General features: G+C 68.7%; 18 protein-coding genes. 8 read left to right on the top strand and 10 right to left on the bottom strand.

Annotated elements, in window-relative coordinates; all coding sequences use genetic code 11:
- The first annotated feature begins 14 nt into the window (after positions 1–14).
- Positions 15–1,475, top strand: coding sequence for a sulfatase-like hydrolase/transferase (locus tag LZ009_RS18455; RefSeq protein ID WP_275699432.1), 1,461 nt, complete (start codon positions 15–17; stop codon positions 1,473–1,475).
- Here LZ009_RS18455 and LZ009_RS18450 read toward each other — a convergent pair.
- Genes LZ009_RS18450 through LZ009_RS18435 form a run of 4 tightly spaced genes read right to left on the bottom strand, consistent with a single transcriptional unit; the run spans position 1,472 to position 4,245 of the window.
- Positions 1,472–1,936 carry a carboxymuconolactone decarboxylase family protein gene (locus LZ009_RS18450; RefSeq protein WP_275699431.1) on the bottom strand — a complete coding sequence of 155 codons (465 nt, stop codon included), beginning with the start codon at positions 1,934–1,936 and terminating at the stop codon, positions 1,472–1,474. The genes LZ009_RS18455 and LZ009_RS18450 overlap by 4 nt on opposite strands.
- A 51-nt stretch (positions 1,937–1,987) precedes the next feature.
- A complete protein-coding gene (locus tag LZ009_RS18445; RefSeq protein ID WP_275699430.1) occupies positions 1,988–2,869 on the bottom strand; it encodes an RNA polymerase sigma-70 factor in 882 nt (293 codons plus the stop codon).
- Positions 2,870–2,902: 33 nt separating this feature from the next.
- Positions 2,903–3,328, bottom strand: a complete 426-nt coding sequence (locus LZ009_RS18440; protein WP_275699650.1) for an adenylyltransferase/cytidyltransferase family protein — start codon at positions 3,326–3,328, stop codon at positions 2,903–2,905.
- Between the two features lie 53 nt (positions 3,329–3,381).
- Positions 3,382–4,245 carry a ferritin family protein gene (locus LZ009_RS18435; protein ID WP_275699429.1) on the bottom strand — a complete coding sequence of 288 codons (864 nt, stop codon included), beginning with the start codon at positions 4,243–4,245 and terminating at the stop codon, positions 3,382–3,384.
- Positions 4,246–4,361: 116 nt separating this feature from the next.
- Here LZ009_RS18435 and LZ009_RS18430 point away from each other — a divergent pair, with 116 nt between their 5' ends.
- Positions 4,362–4,919, top strand: coding sequence for a glutathione peroxidase (locus LZ009_RS18430; protein ID WP_275699649.1), 558 nt, complete (start codon positions 4,362–4,364; stop codon positions 4,917–4,919).
- A 256-nt stretch (positions 4,920–5,175) separates the two neighbouring features.
- Here the strand turns inward: LZ009_RS18430 and LZ009_RS18425 are convergent, their stop codons facing one another.
- Complete coding sequence (locus LZ009_RS18425; RefSeq protein ID WP_275699428.1) at positions 5,176–5,790, bottom strand: glutathione S-transferase family protein; 615 nt, start codon at positions 5,788–5,790, stop codon at positions 5,176–5,178.
- Positions 5,791–5,937: 147 nt separating this feature from the next.
- Between LZ009_RS18425 and purB the strand changes: the two genes are divergently transcribed.
- Both purB and LZ009_RS18415 read left to right on the top strand, forming a co-directional pair.
- A complete protein-coding gene (gene purB / locus LZ009_RS18420) occupies positions 5,938–7,317 on the top strand; it encodes an adenylosuccinate lyase (RefSeq protein WP_275699427.1) in 1,380 nt (459 codons plus the stop codon).
- Position 7,318: 1 nt separating this feature from the next.
- Positions 7,319–7,879 carry a YaeQ family protein gene (locus LZ009_RS18415; RefSeq protein WP_275699426.1) on the top strand — a complete coding sequence of 187 codons (561 nt, stop codon included), beginning with the start codon at positions 7,319–7,321 and terminating at the stop codon, positions 7,877–7,879.
- A gap of 97 nt (positions 7,880–7,976) precedes the next feature.
- Here the strand turns inward: LZ009_RS18415 and LZ009_RS18410 are convergent, their stop codons facing one another.
- Positions 7,977–8,279, bottom strand: a complete 303-nt coding sequence (locus LZ009_RS18410) for a putative signal transducing protein (RefSeq protein WP_275699425.1) — start codon at positions 8,277–8,279, stop codon at positions 7,977–7,979.
- Positions 8,279–8,719 (bottom strand): DUF3717 domain-containing protein, encoded by a 441-nt coding sequence (locus LZ009_RS18405; RefSeq protein WP_275699424.1) that lies wholly within the window; start codon positions 8,717–8,719, stop codon positions 8,279–8,281. Before LZ009_RS18405 ends, LZ009_RS18410 begins: the two co-directional genes overlap by 1 nt.
- A gap of 604 nt (positions 8,720–9,323) precedes the next feature.
- Between LZ009_RS18405 and LZ009_RS18400 the strand changes: the two genes are divergently transcribed.
- From LZ009_RS18400 to LZ009_RS18390, 3 genes are read left to right on the top strand one after another with little or no spacing between them, the layout of a single operon-like run.
- Positions 9,324–10,031, top strand: a complete 708-nt coding sequence (locus LZ009_RS18400; RefSeq protein ID WP_275699423.1) for a TerC family protein — start codon at positions 9,324–9,326, stop codon at positions 10,029–10,031.
- Positions 10,032–10,050: 19 nt separating this feature from the next.
- Positions 10,051–10,455 carry a hypothetical protein gene (locus tag LZ009_RS18395; RefSeq protein ID WP_275699422.1) on the top strand — a complete coding sequence of 135 codons (405 nt, stop codon included), beginning with the start codon at positions 10,051–10,053 and terminating at the stop codon, positions 10,453–10,455.
- 42 nt (positions 10,456–10,497) lie between these two features.
- Positions 10,498–10,854, top strand: coding sequence for a phage holin family protein (locus LZ009_RS18390; RefSeq protein ID WP_275699421.1), 357 nt, complete (start codon positions 10,498–10,500; stop codon positions 10,852–10,854).
- Here the strand turns inward: LZ009_RS18390 and LZ009_RS18385 are convergent.
- A complete protein-coding gene (locus LZ009_RS18385) occupies positions 10,822–12,330 on the bottom strand; it encodes a M48 family metalloprotease (RefSeq protein ID WP_275699420.1) in 1,509 nt (502 codons plus the stop codon). The two genes, LZ009_RS18390 and LZ009_RS18385, sit on opposite strands and share 33 nt — an antisense overlap.
- Entirely contained in the window at positions 12,327–13,106 is a 780-nt protein-coding gene (gene tfpZ / locus LZ009_RS18380; protein ID WP_275699419.1) for a TfpX/TfpZ family type IV pilin accessory protein, read from the bottom strand. The genes LZ009_RS18385 and tfpZ overlap by 4 nt, the downstream gene beginning before the upstream one ends.
- Before the next feature lie 19 nt (positions 13,107–13,125).
- On the opposite strand from tfpZ, the gene moaC reads away from it, so the two are divergent.
- Positions 13,126–13,605, top strand: a complete 480-nt coding sequence (moaC, locus tag LZ009_RS18375) for a cyclic pyranopterin monophosphate synthase MoaC (protein ID WP_275699418.1) — start codon at positions 13,126–13,128, stop codon at positions 13,603–13,605.
- Between the two features lie 6 nt (positions 13,606–13,611).
- Here the strand turns inward: moaC and LZ009_RS18370 are convergent, their stop codons facing one another.
- Positions 13,612–15,039, bottom strand: coding sequence for a PglL family O-oligosaccharyltransferase (locus tag LZ009_RS18370; RefSeq protein ID WP_275699417.1), 1,428 nt, complete (start codon positions 15,037–15,039; stop codon positions 13,612–13,614).
- Positions 15,040–15,078: the final 39 nt, after the last annotated feature.

Below are 15,078 nucleotides of genomic sequence, written 5' to 3'. Positions count from 1 at the left end.
GGTATACACCCGCCATGCCCAGCCTGCGCCTCCCGGCCTTCGTCCACCTGCCGCTCTACGCTGCGGCCGGCGTGGGCCTGGCCCTGGCCGTGTGGATCGAGCGCTCGTTCGGCGACACCGACCTGGACCAGATCCTCTGGCACCTGCAGTACCTGGAACCGGCGGCCACCCAGCTGGGCAGCATGTTCGTGCCCGACTTCGTCGTCGAGGTCCTGCTGTTCCCGCTGGCCTTCGCTTTGCTGGCCGCCATGCTGCACGGCATGCTGCGCCAGCCGCCGCGTCCCTGGCAGCGCGGCGTGCTACGCGCCGTGCCGTGGCTGGCGGTGCTGGGCGCCCTGTTCGCGCTGCTGGTGCAGTTCTCGGTGTTCTCCTATGCGGCGGCGCAGTTCCAGCCGGACCACTTCGCCGAGAACTACGTGGAGCCCCGCAAGGTTCGCCTGACCGACGGCAAGCCGCGCAACCTGGTCCTGATCTACGTCGAGAGCCTGGAACAGAGCTACGGCAACCCAGCGATCTTCGGGCGCGACCTGCTGGCCGACCTGCGCGGCCTGGGCGGCTTCAGCTTTGCGTCCTACCGCGGCGCCGACGGCGCCAACTGGACGATCGCGGCCATGGTCGCCACCCAGTGCGGCGTGCCGCTGCGCACCTATGCCGAGACCGACGTGCGCCGCGACGGCAAGTCCCGGGCCTTCCTGCCGCGCGCGACCTGCCTGGGCGACCTGCTGCAGGCGCGCGGCTACGACAACGTGTTCATGGGCGGCGTCCCGCTGTCCTTCGCCGGCAAGGGCTCGTTCCTGCGCGACCACGGCTACCCGGAGCGCTGGGGCCGCGAGCAGTGGGAAGCCGCAGGCGTCCCCGCCCAGGAGTTCAACGAGTGGGGGCTGTACGACCACAGCCTGTTCGCCCGCGCCAAGGCGCGGCTGGAGCAGCTGCACGCCGCCGGCCGCCCCTTCAACCTCACGCTGCTTACGCTCGACACCCACAACCCGCAGGGCTTCTACTCGCCCTACTGCCGTGCCCGCGGGGCACGCGACTTCAGCGGCATCGTGGCCTGCGCCGGCCGGCAGCTGGCCGACTTCGCCGGCTTCATGCGGGACCAGGGCTACCTGAAGGACACCACCCTGGTGGTGCTGGGCGACCACCTGGCGATGCCCAACCCCGTCAACCTGCAGCTGCTGCAGGCCGGCAGCGAAAGGCGCATCTTCAACCTGGTGCTGGCCGACCCGCTGCCGCGCCCGGCGCGCGCGGAGGTGCAGCCCTTCGACCTGTACCCGACCCTGGTCGAGATGCTGGGCATCCAGGTCGAAGGCCACCGCCTGGGCCTGGGCTACTCCGCGGTCGCCGAGACGACGATGCCGCCGCTGGAGGAGCTCACCGACGAGAACTCGCTGGCAGCGCTGCGCGGGTCGAGCACGTACGACGCGCTGTGGGAATCCTGGCCCGCCTCCGTGCGGGACCTGAACGTGGCGGACTAGCGGACCAGCGCCTTCCGCGCTACTGGCAGCCGCAAGCCCACCGCAAACCGGTTCCACGCATTGATCACGCCGACCGCGAGGGTCAGCTCCGCGATCTCGCGGTCGCTGAAGTGCGCGCGCAGGGCCTCGAAGTCCTCCTTGGGCGCGCCGGTCTCGGACACCAGGGTCAGGCTCTCTGCCCATTGCAGCGCCGCGCGCTCGCGCTCGGTGTAGAAGCTGCATTCGCGCCAGGTGGCAAGGCTGTTCAGCCGCTGCAGGTCCGGCGTCTCCGCCGCCAGCAGTTCGCGCGCATGCATGTCCAGGCAGAAGGCGCAGCCGTTGATCTGCGAGACGCGGATGTCCACCAGCGCGATCAGCGCGGCGCCCAGGTTCGAGGACTTGAGGATGCCGCTGACGGCGGCCAGGCCCTGGTAGGCCTCGGCGGCGAGGCGTTGCGGTTGGTTCAGGCGTGCGGTTTCCATGACGTTGCTCCGTTGAAGTGAAGGAAGGATTCCCTCACCAGACGCAGCCGCTCACGGTTTTGTGACAGCCGCGGCGCCGGCCAGCTTGTCCGGATTGCGTTGCGAGTGGATCGCGCGGATGCGCTCGCCCTCGAATTCGAAGGACTGCACCGATTCCAGTTGGCCCTCGACGAAGCGCACGAGCCCGGGCTCGCCGTTCACCCGCACCAGCTGGTAGCGCACCGAGGCGCCGGCGCGGCGGAACAACGCGTAATAGAGCAGGGCCAGGCGCTGCGCGCCGCGCAGGATGCGGTCGAAGGAGCGCACCTTGCCGCCGCCGTCGCTCACCAGTTCCGCGTCCTCGGCCAGCAGCGCCTGCATGCCGGCCAGGTCGCCGCGCGTGGCGGCGCCGGCAAACGCCTCCAGCACGCGCCAGTGCGTCTCGCGGCTGACGGCGAAGCGCGGCTGCGCGGACTTCACGCGTTCGCCGGCACGGTGCACCAGCTGGCGGCAGGCGGCTTCGCTCTTGCCCAGCGCCCGCGCCAGGTCCGCATAGTCCATGTCGAAGGCCTGCCGCAGCACGAAGGCCGCGCGCTCCTCGGGCGCCAGCTGCTCCAGCACCTTGAGGAGAGCCATCGAGACCTCGTCGGCGCGCTCCAGCAGGGTCTGCGGGGTGTCGGTGTCGGCGGCTTCCACGACCGGCTCTGGCAGCCAGAAGCCGGGGTAGCGCTCGCGCTCGCCGCGCAGCACGCGCAGCCGGTCGATCGCCAGCCGCGTGACGACGGTCACCAGCCAGGCCTCGGCGCTGCGCAGGCTGTCGGTGTCGGACTCGTTCCAGCGCAGCCAGGCATCCTGCAGCACGTCCTCGGCCTCGGCCCTGGAGCCCAGCATGCGGTAGGCGACGCCCAGCAGGCGGCGGCGGTGCTGCTGGAAGAGTTCGGTGCGGTGGTCCATGGGCGCTAGACGCTGGCGCCGGCCGGTTTGTGACTAGCTTGCGCGGATTTTTTCGACCAGCCGGCTGGTGGAATAGCCGTCCACGAAAGGAATGGCCAGCGCACGGCCGCCATAGCTCTCGACCAGCGCGGTCTCGGCCAGCTTGCGCATGTCGTAGTCGCCGCCCTTCACGTAGACCTGCGGCTTCAGTTCGGCCAGCAAGCCCACGGGGGTGTCCTCGTCGAACCAGGTGACCAGGCTCACCGATTCCAGCGCCGCGATCACCACGGCGCGGTCGATCTCGCCGTTCAGCGGCCGGTCCGGCCCCTTGCCCAGGCGCCGGGCCGAGGCATCGGTGTTGAGGGCGACGACCAGGCTGCCGCCGAGGGCGCGGGCCTGCGCCAGGTAGGTGACGTGGCCGCGGTGCAGCACGTCGAACACGCCGTTGGTGAAGACCACCGGGCCGGGCAGGGCCGCCATGGCGCGCTGCGCCTCGACGCGCGCGACGATCTTGGCGAGGAAGGCCGCTTCGCTCACGCCGCGCCGGGAGCCGGCGTGGTGCCGCCGCCCAGCGTGGCCTGCACTTCCTTGCGGAAGCGATTGAGCTCCTGCACGGTCTTGAAGCTGCGGTCCATCAGCAGGCTCATGTTGTGCAGGATGCGCTCGACGACCTTGGTCTCCCAGACCGCGTCGAACTTGATCTGCGTGTCGAGCCAGTGCTCCAGCCACTCGGGATTGGGCAGGCGCGACTGGATGGTGTCGCGCGGGAACAGGGCCTTGTTCACGTGCAGGTTGGTCGGGTGCAGCGCCTGCGCCGTGCGGCGCGCGCTGGCCATCAGCACGCCCACCTTGGCGAACGCGGCGCGCGCTTCGTTGCCGAAATTGTTGATGGCGCGCTTCATGTAGCGCAGGTAGGCGCCGCCGTGGCGCGCCTCGTCCTGGCTGAGGGTCGTGTAGATGTGCTTGATGACCGGCTCGGTGTGCCACTCCGCGGCGCGCCGGTACCAGTGGTTCAGGCGGATCTCGCCGCAGAAGTGCAGCATCAGCGTCTCCAGCGCGGGCGCCGGCTCGAACTCGAAGCGCACTTCATGCAGCTCCTGCTCGGTGGGCACCAGATCGGGCCGGAAGCGCTTGAGGTATTCGATCAGGACCAGGGAGTGCTTCTGCTCCTCGAAGAACCAGATCGACATGAAGGCGGAGAAGTCGCTGTCGTTGCGGTTGTCACGCAGGAACATCTCGGTGGCCGGCAGCGCCGACCACTCGGTGATGGCGTTCATCTTGATGGTCTGGGCCTGTTCCTCGGACAGCAAGGCCGGGTCGAACTTGTCCCAGGGGATGTCCTTGTCCATGTCCCAGCGGACGGATTCGAGTTGCTTGAACAGTTCCGGATACAGCATGCGCTACCTTTCGACAGCCTGCGATTTTACGGTGGGCCTGAAGACCAAGGGATGACGCAGGGTTGCCCTGGACAAAATGCAGGTTCCGGGCCATTGTCCGTCCAATCATGAAGTCCATGCTCGCTTTTGCCTCCATCCTGCTGGCCGGCCTGCTGGGCGGTCCGGCGCCCGCCGCCGCCGCCGCCCCGGCCGCCTGCCCGGCGCTGCTGCAGCAGACCTTTCCCCGGCTGCAGGACGAGAAGCCGCAGCCCCTGTGCCAGTACGCGGGCAAGGTGCTGCTGGTGGTGAACACGGCCAGCTTCTGCGGCTTCACGCCCCAATATGAGGCGCTGGAGAAGCTGCATGCGAAGTACCGGGACGCCGGGCTGGTGGTGCTGGGCTTCCCGTCCAACGACTTTGCCCAGGAAAGCGGCAGCAACAAGGAAATCGCGGATTTCTGCGAGAACACCTTCGGGGTCAAGTTCCCGATGTTCGCCAAGTCCGCCGTGCGCGGCAGCGATGCCAACCCTCTGTTCCGCCGGCTCGCCGCCGAAACCGGTCGGGCGCCCTTGTGGAACTTCCACAAGTACCTGGTGGCGCGCGACGGCAAGGTCGTGGACAACTACAGCAGCCTGACGCGCCCGGACGATCCGGCGCTGGTGCGCGCGCTGGAGCGGGAACTGGCCCGACGCTGACGGGACCCTGAAGAGGGGTCACAAAAATTTACCACTCGGCCGTGGCTTGAAAGGGAACCCCGCGCCCTGCATGTGGGTCCATCAAGCAAGAGAGGCAGGACTCACCAGCCACCCAGTTTTTGCTGCTGCGAAGCCATCCGCGTGACGGATGCAATCCCGAGGCGACTCTTCTCCTCCTCCCTCCCTCCCTCCTTCGTCAAGGGGCGCTTCGCAGCACTTTTCTCTGCCAGAACGGCGGCCAGCAGGCCGCCGTTTCTCATTGGGGGGCGGTTTCGGTGAAGCTGGGGCGGGCCGACAGCTTCTCGTAGAGCTTGGCGAGGTTGGGATAGCTGCCGCGCCAGTCGATGTGGCCGAAGCGGAAGTCCAGGTAGCCAAGCGCGCAGCCCACCGCGATGTCGGCCAGGCTGAGGTAGATGCCGGCGCAGAACGGCTTCTCTCCCAGGCCCTGGCTCATGGCCTTCAGGCTGGCATGCGTCTTGTCGAGCTGGCGTTCGATCCAGGCCTCGCTGCGCTCGCCCTTCTTGCGGCCGGACCAGTTGGCCTCCAGCCGCGCCAGCACCAGCGCATCCAGCACGCCGTCGGCCAGCGCTTCCCAGGTCTTGACCTCGGCGCGCTCGCGGCCCACGGCCGGGATCAGCTTGCCGACCGGCGACAAGGTGTCGAGGTATTCGACGATCACGCGCGAGTCGAACAGCGCCTCGCCGCCTTCCATCACCAGGCAAGGCACCTTGCCCAGCGGGTTGCTGTGCATGATGGTCGTGTCGGCGGCCCAGACGTCCTCCATGACGAACTGGTAATCGAGCTTCTTCTCGGCCATGACGACGCGCACCTTGCGCACGTACGGGCTGCTCGTGGCTCCGATCAACTTCATGGGCGTTCTCTCTCTCAACCGTTCTTCGAGTTCTTGGGATGGGCGGGGGGTTGATTCATTCTAGGGGAAGCCTTCCGCGTTCATGTCGTGAGGTCGCGACAGGCGCGCCGGGCGACCGCTCGAGGGGCCCGCGCCTACAATTCCGCCATGGCACTTTCCCCAATTTCGGCGCTGTCGCCGCTGGACGGCCGCTACGCCGGCCGCCTCGCCGCGCTGCGTCCCCTGATGAGCGAGCAGGGCTACATGCACCGCCGCGTGCAGGTCGAAGTCTGCTGGTTCATCGCGCTGTCCGACGCCGGCTTCGTCGAGTTCAAGCCCCTGTCGCCCGGAGCGCGCACTTACCTCCTGGGCCTGGTCAAGTCCTTCTCCGAAGCCGACGCCGTCGCCATCAAGGAAATCGAGAAGACCACCAATCACGACGTGAAGGCGGTGGAGTACTGGATCAAGTCGAAGTTCGAGGCCCGGCCCGAACTGCGCGCGGCCAGCGAGTTCGTGCACTTCGCCTGCACCAGCGAGGACATCAACAACACCAGCCACGCGCTGCAGCTCAAGGGCGCGCGCGAACACGTGCTGCTGCCGGCGCTGGACGGCGTGATCGGCAAGCTGCGCGAGATGGCGCACGCGTATGCGGCCGTTCCCATGCTGAGCCGCACGCACGGCCAGACGGCCAGCCCCACCACCGTGGGCAAGGAGATCGCCAACGTGGTGGTGCGCCTCGCCGCGGCGCGCGAGCGGATCGCGAGCGTCAAGCTGCTCGGGAAGATGAACGGCGCGGTCGGCAACTACAACGCCCATCTGGCGGCCTGGCCCGATTTCGACTGGGAGGCTTTCAGCCGCAAGGTGATCGAGTCGCCCGAACCCCTGGGCCTGGGCCTCACCTTCCAGCCTTACAGCATCCAGATCGAGCCGCACGACTACATGGCCGAACTGTTCGACGCCGTGGCGCGCGCGAACACCATCCTGATCGACTGGTCGCGCGATGCCTGGGGCTACATCAGCCTGGGCTACTTCAAGCAGCGCCTGCGGGACGGCGAGATCGGTTCGTCGACGATGCCGCACAAGGTCAACCCGATCGACTTCGAGAACGCGGAAGGCAACTTCGGCCTGGCCAATGCGCTGCTGAAGCACCTGTCGGAGAAGCTGCCGATCTCGCGCTGGCAGCGCGACCTGACCGACTCCACGGTGCTGCGCAACATGGGCGTTGCCCTGGGCTACGCCGCGCTCGGCTACAACGCGCTGGGCGTGGGCCTGGGCAAGCTGGAGCTGAACGAGGAAGCGCTGCAGGCCGACCTGGAAGCGGCCTGGGAAGTGCTCGCCGAGCCGATCCAGACGGTCATGCGCCGCTACCACGTGTCCGGCGCCTACGAGAAGCTGAAGGAAGTGACGCGCGGCAAGACGGTCGCGGCGGCCGACCTGCACGGCCTGATCCGCTCGCTGGAGATTCCGCAGGCGGAGAAGGACCGGCTGCTGGCCATGACGCCCGCCTCGTACATCGGCAAGGCCGCCGAACTCGCGAAGCGCGTCTGACGTGGCGCTCAAGTCCACGATCTTCAAGGCGCAGGTCGCCGTCGCCGACATCGACCACGCCTACTACGCCGACCACCAGCTCACGCTGGCGCGCCATCCCAGCGAGACCGACGAACGCATGATGGTGCGGCTGGCGGCGCTGGCCTTCCACGCGCACGAACTGCAGACCGTGTGCAACGGCGACGGCACGCTGGCCTTCGGCGCCGGCCTGAGCGACCCCGAGGACCCGGACGTGTCGCTGCGCGACTTCACCGGCCAGACGCGCCTGTGGATCGAAGTGGGCCAGCCCGACGAGACCGCCATCACCAAGGCCTGCCGCAAGTCCGACCAGGTCGCGGTCTACGTCTTCCAGAGCGCCGCCGAGGTCTGGTGGAAGGGCATCGAGAACAAGCTGCATCGCCTGTCGAACCTGGCGGTGTGGCGGATTCCGGCCGACGCCTCGCAGGCGCTGGCGCAACTGGCCGAGCGCAGCATGCAGCTGCAGGCGACGATCCAGGAAGGCGTGCTGATGCTCGGAAATGCGAGCCGGCACGTCGACATCGAGCCGATCCGCTGGAAATGAGTCGACGCTTGTCATTGCGGGCTCGACCCGCAATCCATCTCCTGCTGATCGATTGGCCGCGCGAGATGGATCCCGGGTCAAGCCCGGGATGACATGCCTACGTGGGCATCGCCCGCCCGCAATTCCAGCAGGACTCGAAGCCGCCCTCCACCAGCTCCCCGCACACGCACTGCCAGCGCCTTTGCGGCAGGTGCGTGAGCTCGCGCAGCAAGGCGCGCGCCGGTTCGAGCTGTTCGTCGTGCATCACCCAGATCTCCGGCAGGCACTGGTCGGGCGGGATCTCGCCGGCGACGCTCGAGAGGAACTGCCGCTGCACCGTGGCCTCGATTCCGGCTTCCCGCAAGGTATCGGCCCAGAGCGCGGCAATCGCGATGTTGGGCGCTTGCGTGAGCCGGCGCATCAGGGTTTGGGCGTGGACACGGGCGGCGCGACCACCGCTTCCCCGGCGCGCTCGGCGTACTTGTTGAAGCGCCAGGCGCCCGCATCGAGCGTGATGCGGCGCCACACCTGGCGCTTTTCGGCCGGCGACATCTCGGTCCAGCGCTGCACCTCCTCGAAGGTGCGGCCGCAGCCCTTGCAGTCCGGGTCGCCCTGGCTGGTGGAGCAGATCGCGATGCAGGGCGTGTCCGGCTGCGTCTCGTACCACTCCTTCCACGCCGCGTAGGCCTTGGGCGGAAAGCCGCGCTCCTCGGCCTGGTCCTCGTGATGGAAGACCATCAGCGCATACACCTCGGCCAGCGCGCGCAGCTCAGGCGGCAGCGCCACCCCGTCCGGGGAGGGCTTGCGTTCCCGCCAGTAATTGATGGCGGCTTCGATGTCGGTGATGTGGATTCCAGCCATTCCGTCGCTAACTTTGAAAAATTGCCTGAAGGCAATTTTTCAAAGTTGTTCAATCAGTGTGAAGAGGACCGGCAAAGCCGGATCCTCTTCACAAGGGGGATCGCGCTGCATGATATTCCGCGCGATCCTCGAATGTTCGCGTGCTTTCTCCGCGCAGCGGCACGTAGACCGGACGGAGCATCGCGCAGGCCGGTCTCCCTTGTGGAGGAGATCCGGCTTTGCCGGGCTTCTCCACACTGTTCAGGCCACTCAGAAATCCGCCTGGGCGGATTTCTGAGTGAAGTGCCCGGGGGGAGGGGCATGATAAGCGCTCGACGGTCGTGCAGCCGCCGCTGCGCTGTGGAATAATCGCAGGCTGCGAAGGGGAGTAGCTCCCGCGGCGCGGTCCAGGAAGCAACCCAGGCCGCCACCCGCATCGGCCAGCCGTCAATACGAAGCGCAAGCTTCCGGCGCACCGGGCCAGCGTCCATGAGGCGCAGGCCGAGCAAGACCTTCGATCGGACCCGGTGCGGGTTCGGATCGAGGCGTCGTTCGAAACCCTTTCGTCCCCGTCCCCCTCCGTTCGCGCGCTGGCTTGCATCTGCATCCCATCGGAGCTTCGCGCATGGAATTCCTCTCGGCGGACTGGTTCTCGGCCCTCCTGGCCATCATCCTCATCGACCTCGTGCTGGCCGGCGACAACGCCATCGTCATCGCGCTGGCCGCCCGCAACCTGCCGCCCAACCTGCGGCAGAAAGCCATCGTCTGGGGCACCGTCGGCGCCATCGCCGTTCGCTCCGTCATGACCATCGGCGTCGTCTGGCTGCTGAAGATCCCCGGCCTGATGCTGGTCGGCGGCGCCGGCCTGCTGTGGATCGCCTACAAGCTGCTGGCCGACGACGGCGGCGGCGAGGAACACGGGCCGGTGGCCAGCACCTTCTGGGGCGCGATGAAGACCATCGTGGTGGCCGACGCGCTCATGGGCATCGACAACGTGCTGGGCGTGGCCGGCGCGGCGCACGGCGCCTTCGACCTGGTGATCATCGGCCTGCTGGTGAGCGTGCCCATCGTGGTCTTCGGCAGCAAGATCGTGCTGCGCCTGGTGGAGCGCTTCCCCATCATCATCCAGATCGGCGCGGCAGTGCTTGCCTACACGGCGGCGAAGATGATCGTCGGCGAGCAGCTGCTGGACGAAGTCTTCGATCCGCCCCACATGGGCAATGCAATCGCCCGCTGGACCACGTATGCTGTCTGCGTGGCCGGCGTGCTGGGCGCCGGCTGGTGGGCCGCCCGGGGCGCCCGCAACGGCAACAGCGGCGGCAAGGCCGGCTGAACTCATGACAGGAGAGCGCATGCACAAGGTCATCGTGTACCTGGACGATCCCGCCTACGCGCGGCAGCAAATGCCCGCCGCAGCCGGGCCAACGCACTGGGTGCTGGTGGCCTGCGCGCCGCGCATGACCCATCGCATCAGCAAATGGGTGAGCCACTCGGCGCGCGAGAACTGGCGCGCCAAGTGGGCCGACAAGCTCTTCGGGGCGGTGATCCCGCCCCTGCAGGAACGCGGGGACGCCGTCACGCCGGTGCTGGCCAAGGGCCCGTTGCCGGAACTGACGCGCCTGCTGATGGCCGAACACGGCACCGAGCAGGTGCTCGACGTGCGCCGGCCCAAGGCACCGGACGGGCCGCAACCGGGCAACTGGGCCCCCGGCGCACTGATGGGGCTGGGCGCGCTGCTGATTCTCGGGCTGGACTGACGGCCACGGACGCGGGCCCGCGTCCTGTTATCCTCCGGCCCCATGCTGAAGCTGCTTGCCAAATGGCTGCTCAGCGCCTCGGCGCTGCTGTTCGTCGCCTACGTGTACAGCGGAGTCGAAGTCACCAACTACACGAGCGCGCTGATCGCCGTGGTGGTCATCGGCCTCCTCAACGCCGTGGTGCGGCCGGTGCTGGTGGTGCTGACGCTGCCGGTGACGGTGCTGACCCTCGGCCTCTTCCTGTTCGTCATCAACGCCATCGTCTTCTGGGGCGCCGCCGCGGTGCTCGATGGCTTCCAGGTGAACGGCTTCGTCGGCGCCCTGATCGGCTCCCTGCTCTACACCTTGGTCGGCATGGTGATCGAGTCAGCGCTCGAGCGCCTGTTCGCGAAGAAGTAGTTCCACCGCGCGCGTGCGCGAGTCGATGATCGACGCCTCGATGTGGTCGGCGCCGCTGCCGCCCTTGCGCACCAGGTCCTGCGCCGCTTTGAAGCGGTCCAGCGCCGCCGTGTAATCGAGCTGCGCCGCGCGCGCCTCGGCATCGGCGCGCACCGCGCGCACCTGCTGGCCCTGGGCCGCATAAGCCTGCGACAGCATCTGCCATGCACCCGCATCGCGCGGCCGCGTGGAGACCCAGGTCTGCAGGCGGTCGGTGGCCTGCCGGGCCTGCCCCGTCTGCACCTGCGCCTGCGCGGCCAGCAGCACGTCGGGCCGGCGATCCGACTTCGCATCGACCAGGCCCAGCGCGCGCGCCGGGTCACCGGCCGCCAGCGCCACTTCCGCTTCCAGCAATTTGGCCTGCCGCTCGCCGGCCGCGTCGCCGGCCACCGCGGACTGCAGCCGCGTGACGAGGCGAGAGGCCTGCTGCGTATCGCGCAGGCGCGAGGCCGCAAAGGCGGCGGCATAGAGCGCGGCGGCCTGCCGGTACTTCGGCTGCGCAGCGAGGGCCCCTGCATCGGCTTCCGCCACCATGCCCCGCAGGCCGTCGACGCCGGGATTGGTGAGCACGCGCGCGCGCGCCGAGGCAATGGAGTGCTCCACCGTCGGTAGCGCCGGCTTCACATCCGCCAGCTGCTGGCGCGACTGCATTTCCGCGGCGCGCTCGGTGTTCATCGGGTGGGTGCGCAGGTAGGGGAAGGCGCCGTTGTCGTTCAGGCGCGAGGCCTGCTGCAGCTTCTCGAACATGGTGACGAAGCCCTGCGGCGCGAAGCCGGCCTGGGTGGCCACGCCGAAGCCGATGCGATCGGCCTCGCGTTCCATGTCGCGCGAGAAATTCAGCTGCTGCTGCATCGCCATCGCCTGGCTGCCGGCGATCACCGCGCCGGCGCCGTCGGCGCTGCCCGCCTTGCCGGCGGCGATCGCGCCCAGGATCATGGCCGCGACCATGATCGGGAAGTTGCGCGCGTCGCGTTCCATCATGCGCGAGATGTGGCGCTGGGTGACGTGGCTCAGTTCGTGGGCCAGCACCGAGGCCAGTTCGTCCCGGTTGGCCGTCACGCTGATCAAGCCCAGGTGCAGTCCCAGCCAGCCGCCCGGCACAGCAAAGGCGTTGATCGTGCGGTCCTTGCCCAGCAGCACCTGCCAGGCGAACTTCTCGTCGAGCTCGCCGGTCAGCTCGCCGCGGGCACGGGCCGCGGCCAGCAGCGGCTGCCAGATGCTCTGCACGTACTCGACCAGCACCGGGTCGTCGATGTAGTCGGGGTCGCGGTACAGCTCGCGCGCCACCCGGTTGCCGAGCTTGCGCTCGCTGTTGGTGGTGAGGTCGCCGGTGTCGCCCAGCTGCGGCAGCTGGGCGCCCGCGGGCAGTCCCAGCAGCACGAGGCAGAGCGCGGCGGCGGCGCCGACACGGCGGGAGAAGCGCGAGTGAAATCTCAAAACGAGTCCAGGGGCAGGTAGCCCACGATCGCCGCCGTCCTGGCGTCCAGCAGCACGGTCCAGGCTTCGGCCTTGCGCGCGATCAGAGGCAAGTATGCCGTGTCGGCCGCGGTGTGCCCCGCCTGCTTCATGGCAGCGTCGATCTCGGCGGCGCGCTGCGGGAAGCGGGCCTGCAGCTTCGCCACCGGCTTGGCCGCCTTCAGCACGGCGTCGCGCGCCTGCTCGTACGGCTGCCAGAAGTCGGGCCGGGCGCCGATCTGCACCCCTTGCAGCGCCGCCATGGTGGCCTCGAACTTCTCGCGCTCGTCGCGGAAGGGGCGCGCCGCGATCAGCGTCGGCCCGGTCCAGGGCGACACCTCGATGCCGGCCGGCGCCTTGGATTCCAGCTCGGACGGGATGTCGATCAGGTGGACGACGCGGAAGCGGTCGATCTCGAACACCATGTGCACGGGCCGGGCCATGTCGACCGTCCACAGTCCGTAAAGCAGGCCGGCCAGCTGCAGCACGCCCACCACCGTGAGGTCGCGCTTGAGCTCGCGGCGCGGCTTGGCGCGGTCGAACACGGCGAAGGTGATCAGCGGGCCCAGCACCACGTCGACCGCCACGACCAGTACGAACAGGTCGCGCCCGCCGGAGACGACGCGGTAGGGATAGGGATACCAGAGGCCGAACACCAGCAGCGCGGCCAGCGCCGCCACCAGGGCGCTCAGGCCGAGGTGGATGCTGGCGGCGCGCAGGCGGTCGCGCCAGTCGAAGGTGGCCGTATGATGGGACAACAATGAGGACGGTGGTTGCATGAGCGGTTTGACCCATTTCGATGAACAAGGCCAGGCGCACATGGTGGACGTGGCTGCCAAGCCGGCCACGCACCGCGTCGCGATCGCGCAGGGCCGGATCGAAATGCTAGCCGCTACGCTGGCGATCATCCAGAGCGGAACCGTAAAGAAAGGCGATGTGCTGGGGATTGCGCGCATCGCCGGCATCCAGGCCGCCAAGAAAACCAGCGACCTCATCCCGCTGTGCCACCCGCTGGCGCTGACCCGCGTGGCCGTCGACTTCGAGCTGCAGCCGGGGGCCGTGCCCGCGGTGGAATGCACGGCGACGGTGGAAACGGTGGGCCCGACCGGCGTGGAGATGGAAGCGCTGACAGCCGTCAACGTCGCCCTGCTCACGATTTATGACATGTGCAAGGCCGTCGATCGCGGCATGACCATGACCGGCGTGCATCTGGTGGAGAAGCACGGCGGCAAGTCGGGCAGCTACGTCGCGCCCTGAGCGCCCCTAGAGCGCCGGCAAGGGCGCTTTCTGCCCTTCGCGCCATTTCGCATAGTCCTGCGGGAACGCCGCCCGATAGCGCGCGAGGTGCAGCACCGCGTCGTCGTAGCGGCCCGCCATGGTCGCGGCTTCGATCACCTTCTCGATGACGCGCGGCTCGGGCGAGTAGTGCAGCATGGCCTGCGCGGTCTTGTCCATCCAGGCGAGGTTGTCGCGCGAGAGCGTGGACAGCGTCAGCTGCGCGAACCGCGCCTGCCCCGAGAACAGCCACGAGCGGCCCACAACGCTGGCGGTGTCCTCGCGCCAGAAGGACAGGCGCTGCTCCGGCTCCAGGTAGATCTGGCTCACGCGTTCGTAATCCCATGCGGCATACGCCAGCAACGCGACGCCGGCGGCGGCCACCACGGCCCGGGTGCGCGCCGCGATCGCCCGCGCCGCCACGCCGGGCCGCGCCAGCAGGCCCAGCGCCAGCCCCAGCGCGATCTGGAAGGGACCGTACCAGAGCGGGTATTCCAGCAGGCTGTGGATGCCCAGCACCGCGAGCACGCACCAAGCGAGCTGCCGGTGCGGCTCGGTCTCGCGCCAGGGCTGCGCACGCAGCACGCCCCAGGCGATGGCCGCGCACAGCAGCAGCGCGGCCGGCACGCCCAGTTCCACCGCGACGTGCAGCGGCAGGTTGTGGGCGTTGTCCAGGATGTCGCAGAAGCGCGGCGCGTCGCCGTACAGGTGCAGGTAGTGCGCGTAATCGAGCTCGCCCCAGCCCCAGCCGGCGATCGGCCGCTGCGCGATCAGCTGCAGCACGTTGCCCCACAGCACGCGGCGGCTGCTGCAGCCCAGGTCCGACTCGAGGCGCCCGAGCAGGGTGTCCGCGCTCGCACCCGTGAAGTGTTGCAGCAGCAGCGGCAGCAGCGCGGTGGCGATCGCATAGGCGGCAAGGGCTGCCACTCCGACCTGCAGCCGGGGCGCGCGCGCCGTGCCGCGCCACGACGCACACAGTCCGAGCACCACGACCCACTGCAAAAGCCCCGTGCGTGAAGTCGTCGCCGCATTGGCAATCGCCAGCAACGCTGCCGCTGCCGCTGCCAGCCACGGTCCCAGGGGGCCGCGCCGCCTTCCGGCCTGCCATAGCACCGCGGCAAGACCGATCGAGGTGAGCGAAGCCATCTGGTTGCGCTGGCGCAGGTTGGCCAACGCATCGCCGGCCTTGCCGGCGTAGATCCATGGCTGCAGGGAGCCGGCGAAGTCGAAGTACTGCAGCAAGGCCATCAGCGCGGACAGCAACGCTGCCGCCAGCCACGGCAAGGCGACCCATTCAACCGCAGGGTCGCCTCCGCGGGCGGCACGGGAGGCAATGCCAAAAGCCAGCAGCACCAATGCACAGGCGCCCACGAACGCCGCGCGGTCCAGGGTGCCGGTGTGGGATCGCAGCGCCACCACCAAGCACGCAAGGAAGACTGCGGACAACAGCTTGAA

Source organism: Ramlibacter paludis (assembly GCF_022012305.1).
GTDB classification, from domain to species: domain Bacteria; phylum Pseudomonadota; class Gammaproteobacteria; order Burkholderiales; family Burkholderiaceae_C; genus Ramlibacter; species Ramlibacter paludis.
Note: the sequence above shows the minus strand (reverse complement) of the source record. Positions and strands in the feature narration are given on the sequence as shown.